The sequence below is a fragment of the Pseudomonas sp. 05N434 genome (assembly GCF_056396965.1).
In genome coordinates, this window is record NZ_JBFTMK010000256.1 from 1 (window position 1) to 6,805 (window position 6,805).

The window sequence follows — 6,805 nt, forward strand, 5'->3', positions numbered from 1 at the left end:
ACCGGTGGGTGCACCGGCTTATGCAGCCTCAAGGGGCAAGTTGTCGTGGGTATGTGGGATTTGTACCGATGGGTACACACAACTTATCCAGTCAGACCCGGATCCTGTGGATGCGGGCTTAGACGCGGGGCAGGTGGATGACGGCGGTCAGACCATCGCCGGGCGTTTCTTCCAGGCTCAACTGCCCGCCCAAACGCTCCGCGGCTTCCCGGGCGATGGTCATGCCCAGGCCGACGCCGCCGGAGTTGCGATTACGCGAACCTTCCAGGCGAAAGAACGGTTCAAACACCGCTTCACGTTTTTCCGCCGCGATACCCGGGCCATGGTCAATGACCCGGATTACCAGTTGTTCGCGACTGTCCTCAAGCGTGATCAGCGCGTCCCCGGCATAACGCAAGGCGTTGTCCAGCAGGTTGTTGATGCACGAGCGCAAAGCCATCGGTTGAACCTGCAGCGGGGCACAATGGCCGCGGGCCTGGACGTCGGCGCCCTGGTCCTGGGCGTTTTCACTCAGGGACTCCACCAGCGCTTGCACGTCCATCCATTGTGGCGCCTCGCTGGTGCGCTGCTCGTGCAGGTAGGTGAGGGTGGAATCGAGCATGCCGATCATGTCGTCCAGGTCCTGACGCATCTGGCCTTGCAGCTTCTCATCGTCGATCTGTTCCAGCCGCAGCTTGAGTCGCGACAGCGGTGTGCGCAGGTCATGGGACACCGCGCCGAGCATGCGCGAACGTTGCTGCATTTGTTCAAGAATGCGTTTCTGCATCAGGTTGAAAGTGTGCGCCGCTTGCCGCGCCTCCCGTGGGCCGGACTCATCCAGCGGCGGACTGTCGAGATTTTCACTCAGGCGCTCGGCGGCGTCGCTCAGGCGCTGAATCGGGCGGGTCAATAGCTTGGCGCCGTACCAGGCGGCGATGATCAGCGAGACAAACTGAAAGGTCAGTGGCACCAGCGGCCCGCCGAACCATGGCCGCGGTGGTCGATTGCCGAAACGCGGGTCCATTGGTGGGGGAGGGCCGTCGAAGCGCTCGGAAAAACCCGGTGGCGGTGGGGGAGGCGGGGGCGGCCCGTAATGTTTGAACCATAAAAAAGCTAACAAGTGCGCCAGTACGATCGCCACCAACAGCACGCCGAACAGGCGGCCGAACAGCGTATCGAAGCGCGCACGCATCAGCTGATGTCTCGTGCGTCGAACAGATAACCCTCACCGCGAACGGTCTTGATCAACTGCGGGGCTTTCGGGTCGTCGCCCAGTTTCTGGCGCAGGCGCGACACCAACAGATCGATGCTGCGATCAAACGCTTCGATCGAGCGACCGCGCGCCGCGTCCAGCAGTTGTTCGCGGCTGAGCACCCGGCGCGGCCGTTCGATGAACACCCAAAGCAAACGGAATTCGGCGTTGGACAGCGGCACCACCAGGCCATCGGCGGCGATCAACTGGCGCAACACGCTGTTCAATCGCCAGTTGTCGAAGCGAATATTCGCACGCTGTTCAGTACGGTCGTCGCGCACCCGACGCAGAATGGTCTGAATCCGCGCAACCAGTTCCCGCGGCTCGAACGGCTTGGCCATGTAGTCGTCGGCGCCCAGCTCCAGGCCGATGATCCGGTCGGTGGGTTCGCWGCGGGCGGTGAGCATCAGAATCGGGATGTCCGATTCGGCGCGCAGCCAGCGGCACAGCGACAAACCATCTTCACCCGGCAGCATCAGATCGAGCACCACCACATCGAAATGCTCGGCTTGCAGCGCCTGACGCATGGCGGCGCCATCAGAGACGCCGCTGGCGTGGATATTGAAACGGGCCAGGTAGTCGATCATCAGTTCGCGGATCGGAACGTCATCGTCGACGATCAGGGCGCGAATGCTCCAGCGTTTGTCATCGGCCGGCGCTTTTTGATCGTCGTTCAGAGGTGCTGGGGAATTGTGCATGCGTGCGTTCATCTGCCAGGTAGGCTGCCAACCACAAAGATAGGCTGCGAGGTTGTGGCTTCAGCATAGGCGTCCGGCCGTGAGGCGGGAAGTGCTGTAGGGCTTGTTGCGGCTGACGAGGGTAGCGTTGAAGGGTGTTGTGGGCGTGTCGTGTGTGTATCGGGGTCGACACAATTGCCGCAGCAGCTAGTCTTGCCTGAGCCGCGACGACGAATTACCGATCATCGGGTCCCGCAGCGGCGCTGGTTCCGCTACAATGCGCGCCGATTTCGACTTGCCTGAGAGCCCACTCATGTCCGCCTGCCAGACGCCTATCATCGTCGCCCTGGATTTCCCCACCCGTGACGCCGCACTGAAGCTGGCCGATCAACTGGACCCGAAACTGTGCCGGGTCAAAGTCGGTAAAGAACTGTTTACCAGTTGCGCTTCGGAAATCGTCGGCACCTTGCGCGACAAGGGTTTCGAAGTGTTCCTGGACCTCAAGTTCCACGACATTCCGAATACCACCGCCATGGCCGTCAAGGCGGCTGCGGAAATGGGCGTATGGATGGTCAATGTGCACTGCTCCGGCGGCCTGCGCATGATGGCCGCCTGCCGCGAAGTGCTCGATCAGCGCAGCGGCCCGAAACCGCTGTTGATCGGCGTGACCGTGCTGACCAGCATGGAGCGTGAGGATCTGGCGGGTATTGGCCTGGACATCGAGCCGCAGGAGCAGGTGCTGCGCCTGGCCGCGCTGGCGGAAAAGGCCGGGATGGACGGTCTGGTCTGCTCGGCCCAGGAAGCCCAGGCCTTGAAAGCCGCCCACCCGTCGTTGCAACTGGTGACGCCGGGGATTCGTCCGGCGGGCAGTGCCCTGGACGATCAGCGCCGCATCCTGACGCCGCGTCAGGCGCTGGATGCCGGTTCCGATTACCTGGTGATCGGCCGTCCGATCAGCCAGGCGGCGGATCCGGCCAAGGCGTTGGCGGCGGTCGTCGCAGAAATCGCTTAAGCGGCGATTCGCGGGCAAGCCTCGCTCCTGTAGGAGCGAGCGGTGCGGCGATCCGACTTGCCCGCGAAGCTTTTATACCTTCAACACCAACTTCCCGAAATTCTCGCCGCTGAACAACTTCATCAGCGTCTCCGGGAATGTTTCCAGTCCCTCGACGATGTCTTCCTTGCTCTTGAGCTGCCCCTTGGCCATCCAGCCGGCCATTTCCTGCCCGGCAGCGGCGAACTGTGCGGCGTAATCCATCACCACGAAGCCTTCCATCCGCGCGCGGTTGACCAGCAAGGCCAGGTAGTTGGCCGGGCCTTTGACCGCTTCCTTGTTGTTGTACTGGCTGATGGCACCGCAAATCACCACCCGTGCCTTCATGTTCAGGCGGCTCAGCACGGCGTCGAGAATATCGCCGCCGACGTTATCGAAATACACGTCGACGCCTTTCGGGCATTCACGCTTGAGGCCGGCGATCACGTCTTCGTTCTTGTAATCGATGGCACCGTCAAAACCCAGCTCATCGATCAGGAACTTGCACTTGTCCGCGCCGCCGGCGATGCCGACCACCCGGCAACCTTTGATCTTGGCGATTTGCCCGGCGATGCTGCCCACCGCACCGGCCGCGCCCGACAACACCACGGTGTCGCCGGCTTTCGGCGCGCCGACATCGAGCAGGGCGAAGTAGGCGGTCATTCCGGTCATGCCCAGCGCGGATAAATAACGCGGCAGCGGCGCTAGTTTCGGATCGACCTTGTAGAAACCTCGCGGCTCGCCAAGGAAGTAATCCTGCACACCCAAGGCGCCGTTGACGTAGTCCCCGACAGCAAAGCCCGGATTGTTCGAGGCGATGACCTTGCCTACGCCCAGTGCGCGCATGACTTCGCCAATGCCGACCGGAGGGATGTAGGACTTGCCCTCGTTCATCCAGCCACGCATGGCCGGGTCCAGGGACAGGTATTCGTTCTTGACCAGGATCTGACCTGCCGCAGGCTCACCGACTGGTACTTCTTGATAGGTGAACGTCTCGCGGGTAGCTGGCCCCACGGGACGTTTGGCGAGCAGGAACTGGCGATTGGTCTGGGTAGTCATGACAGGCACTCAAGATGAATGAAGCCTTGTTGATAGACCTTCATGGACGATGCTGCAAGGTTGGCTGACACGGCGAATGCACATCGATCCAGTGCAGTGATAGTCAGGGCGGCAGTTCCATCACTGCCACTCATGGGCGCCCAACCGGCCTTCTGATAGTGCTGCCGTGTCACAAGGCGCTGTGGCTAACTGAAAACACGTGACTCCCCACATTCTTCTCTTCGAGGACATAACAATGAGCATGACGTTTTCCGGCCAGGTCGCCGTTGTGACGGGCGCGGCCAATGGGATTGGCCGCGCAACCGCTTTGGCGTTCGCCGCCGAAGGGTTGAAAGTGGTGGTGGCCGATCTGGACGTGGCCGGTGGTGAAGGCACTGTGGCGCTGATTCGCGCTGCCGGCGGTGACGCGACCTTCGTGCGCTGCAATGTCACTGTGGAAAGCGATGTAAAAAATCTGATGGACGAGGTCGTGAATGCCTACGGCCGTCTCGACTATGCCTTCAACAATGCCGGTATCGAAATCGAGAAAGGCAAACTGGCCGAGGGCACGCTCGATGAGTTCGACGCGATCATGGGCGTCAACGTCAAAGGCGTCTGGCTGTGCATGAAGTACCAGTTGCCATTGCTGCTGGCCCAGGGCGGCGGCGCGATCGTCAATACCGCTTCGGTCGCCGGCCTGGGGGCTGCGCCGAAGATGAGCATCTACGCTGCCTCCAAACATGCGGTGATCGGCCTGACCAAATCGGCGGCCATCGAATACGCCAAGAAAAAGATTCGCGTGAATGCGGTGTGCCCGGCGGTGATCGACACCGACATGTTCCGTCGGGCCTATGAAGCGGACCCGAAGAAGGGCGAGTTCGCCAATGCCATGCACCCGGTCGGACGTATCGGCAAGGTCGAGGAGATTGCCAGCGCGGTGCTGTACCTGTGCAGCGACGGCGCGGCGTTCACCACCGGTCATTCGCTGGCGGTGGATGGTGGGGTTACGGCGTTTTAATCAGGCGTTTCGATATACCTGCTTTTGTGGCGAGGGAGCTTGCTCACGCTGGGCTGCGTAGCGGCCCCAAAAATCTGACAACCATTGCCGGTTTTTGTGAGTGCTACGCACTCAAGCGGGAGCAAGCTCCCTCGCCACAGGTTTCTCAGCATTACGCACACTGCCATCGGTTCCGTGAAAACACCGGGCATTGTGTTTCAAATGGTTAGAACCGACGGTTTTGGCGGTTTTGTCGCACATCTTGTCGAGCGCTCCTGTGATTAACTGTTTTCCGCAAAACAGACAGGAGTTTGCTTGCTCATGGAGTTGAGAATCGATCGACAGGCATTGGTGCCGGTCGTGCAGCAAATCGTCGACGCGATGGCCGACTGGCTTCATCGTGGCGAGGTGTCGCCGGGGACACGTTTGCCTTCCGTGCGGCAAATCGCGCGGATCAATCTGCTCAGCCAACCCAGTGTTGTCGAGGCCTGTGAACGGTTAGTGGCCCAAGGTGTGCTGGCCACGCGTAGCGGGGCGGGTTTCTTTGTCGCGGCAACGGCGCTTGCCGCTCACGGGCAACGGGATTTTTCCTGGTTCGAGGGGGTTGAGCAGCAGAGTGGCGTCGCGGGCGAACTGAAGCTGGGTTGCGGCGGATTACCCGAAAGCTGGCGCGAGACTGACGACCTGAGCTATGCCATACGCCAGGTCAGCCGCACCGATATGGCCGGTTTGTTCAACTACAGCACACCGCTGGGCCTGCTTGCCCTGCGCCAACAGATCCTCAAACGACTGAAGCAGCTGGATATCGCGGTGGATGAAAGTCGAATCCTCACCACGGCGGGTGCCAGTCATGGGCTCGACCTGATCGTGCGCACGTTGTTCAAACCGGGCGATTGCGTGGTGGTGGAGAACCCCGGTTATTCGATGCTGTTCGATTTGCTCAGGCTGCACGGGGTCAGCATGATCGAAGTCCCACGAACGCCTCACGGACCCGACACCGAAGCACTCCAGGCACTGTTGCTGAAATACAAACCCCGTGGCTTGTTCATCAACAGTTTTTATCACAACCCCACCGGCAGCAGTTTGACCCTGGGCGTGGCTCGGCAGGTTATGCAGCTGGCCAGAAAGCATGGCGTACTGGTGATCGAAGACGACGTCTATGCGGATTTGTACCGCGGTCCCGGGACGCGTCTTGCGGCACTGGGTATCGATGACAACGTGATCTACGTCGGCAGCTACTCCAAAACCCTCAGCAGTTCGTTGCGGGTCGGCTTTGTCGTGGCGGGTGCCGACGTCATTGCGCGACTGGCCGAGGTCAAGATGATCAGCAGCATGGGTGCTTCACGGTTTTGCGAATCGGTGCTGGCTTCTTTATTGGCCAGTGGTGCCTATCGCAAATTGGTGCAGCGTCAGCGCCAGCGTTTAAGCACCGACAGGGACGCGGCCTTGCAGGTGCTTGAAGACGCGGAATGGGAGGTTTTCGGCAAACCCGCAGGTGGCCTGTTCATCTGGGCGCGATCGCGCAAGGCCGACGCCGTTCAGGTGCAGGTTCAGGCGCGACGCTTCGGCATCCTGCTGTCTTGCGCAACGGCATTCAGCCCCACCGGCGAGGCTCATGACTGGCAGCGCATCAACGTTGCCTATGCCTGTGATCCTCGTGCTCGGGCATTTTTTCAGGCTACCGCCAGGGTCTGTTGACGTTTGGTGGCGAGCCGCGTTGCGATGCCAACGTGCGCGAGGCAAGGCGCGGGATGCCGCCAATGGTTGTTCCCTTGGCAAATCCCGCAACGCAGCCTCGCGCACGTTGGCGCGCAACCCGAAGGGACGGAGCC

The 6,805-nt window shown here is 61.1% G+C and carries 6 protein-coding genes; 3 read left to right on the plus strand and 3 right to left on the minus strand.

The annotated features are described in order from the left end of the window. Window positions 1–118 precede the first annotated feature (118 nt). Both AC1DLB_RS16960 and AC1DLB_RS16965 read right to left on the minus strand, forming a co-directional pair. On the minus strand, window positions 119–1,171 hold the full coding sequence (locus AC1DLB_RS16960; RefSeq protein WP_477743492.1) for a sensor histidine kinase: 1,053 nt from the start codon (window positions 1,169–1,171) through the stop codon (window positions 119–121). After that, window positions 1,171–1,929, minus strand: a complete 759-nt coding sequence (locus tag AC1DLB_RS16965; RefSeq protein ID WP_477785319.1) for a response regulator — start codon at window positions 1,927–1,929, stop codon at window positions 1,171–1,173. The genes AC1DLB_RS16960 and AC1DLB_RS16965 overlap by 1 nt, the downstream gene beginning before the upstream one ends. A 292-nt stretch (window positions 1,930–2,221) precedes the next feature. Here AC1DLB_RS16965 and pyrF point away from each other — a divergent pair, with 292 nt between their 5' ends. Further along, window positions 2,222–2,920 (plus strand): orotidine-5'-phosphate decarboxylase, encoded by a 699-nt coding sequence (gene pyrF / locus AC1DLB_RS16970; RefSeq protein ID WP_167331181.1) that lies wholly within the window; start codon window positions 2,222–2,224, stop codon window positions 2,918–2,920. Window positions 2,921–2,992: 72 nt separating this feature from the next. Here the strand turns inward: pyrF and AC1DLB_RS16975 are convergent, their stop codons facing one another. Next, window positions 2,993–3,997 (minus strand): NADP-dependent oxidoreductase, encoded by a 1,005-nt coding sequence (locus AC1DLB_RS16975; protein ID WP_018926267.1) that lies wholly within the window; start codon window positions 3,995–3,997, stop codon window positions 2,993–2,995. 235 nt (window positions 3,998–4,232) lie between these two features. Between AC1DLB_RS16975 and AC1DLB_RS16980 the strand changes: the two genes are divergently transcribed. Both AC1DLB_RS16980 and AC1DLB_RS16985 read left to right on the plus strand, forming a co-directional pair. Next, window positions 4,233–4,994, plus strand: coding sequence for an SDR family oxidoreductase (locus tag AC1DLB_RS16980; protein ID WP_064616537.1), 762 nt, complete (start codon window positions 4,233–4,235; stop codon window positions 4,992–4,994). A gap of 300 nt (window positions 4,995–5,294) precedes the next feature. Then, the gene (locus tag AC1DLB_RS16985) at window positions 5,295–6,671 is read left to right on the plus strand and encodes an aminotransferase-like domain-containing protein (RefSeq protein WP_477743491.1); all 1,377 of its coding nucleotides are present in this window, start codon (window positions 5,295–5,297) and stop codon (window positions 6,669–6,671) included. The last annotated feature ends 134 nt before the right edge of the window (window positions 6,672–6,805 follow it).

Coding starts and splice junctions, on each gene's coding strand:
- AC1DLB_RS16960 (WP_477743492.1), bottom strand. CDS start 1,171: ATGCGTGCGCGCTTCGATACGCTGTTCGGCCGCCTGTTCGGCGTGCTG.
- pyrF (WP_167331181.1), top strand. CDS start 2,222: ATGTCCGCCTGCCAGACGCCTATCATCGTCGCCCTGGATTTCCCCACC.
- AC1DLB_RS16975 (WP_018926267.1), bottom strand. CDS start 3,997: ATGACTACCCAGACCAATCGCCAGTTCCTGCTCGCCAAACGTCCCGTG.
- AC1DLB_RS16980 (WP_064616537.1), top strand. CDS start 4,233: ATGAGCATGACGTTTTCCGGCCAGGTCGCCGTTGTGACGGGCGCGGCC.
- AC1DLB_RS16985 (WP_477743491.1), top strand. CDS start 5,295: ATGGAGTTGAGAATCGATCGACAGGCATTGGTGCCGGTCGTGCAGCAA.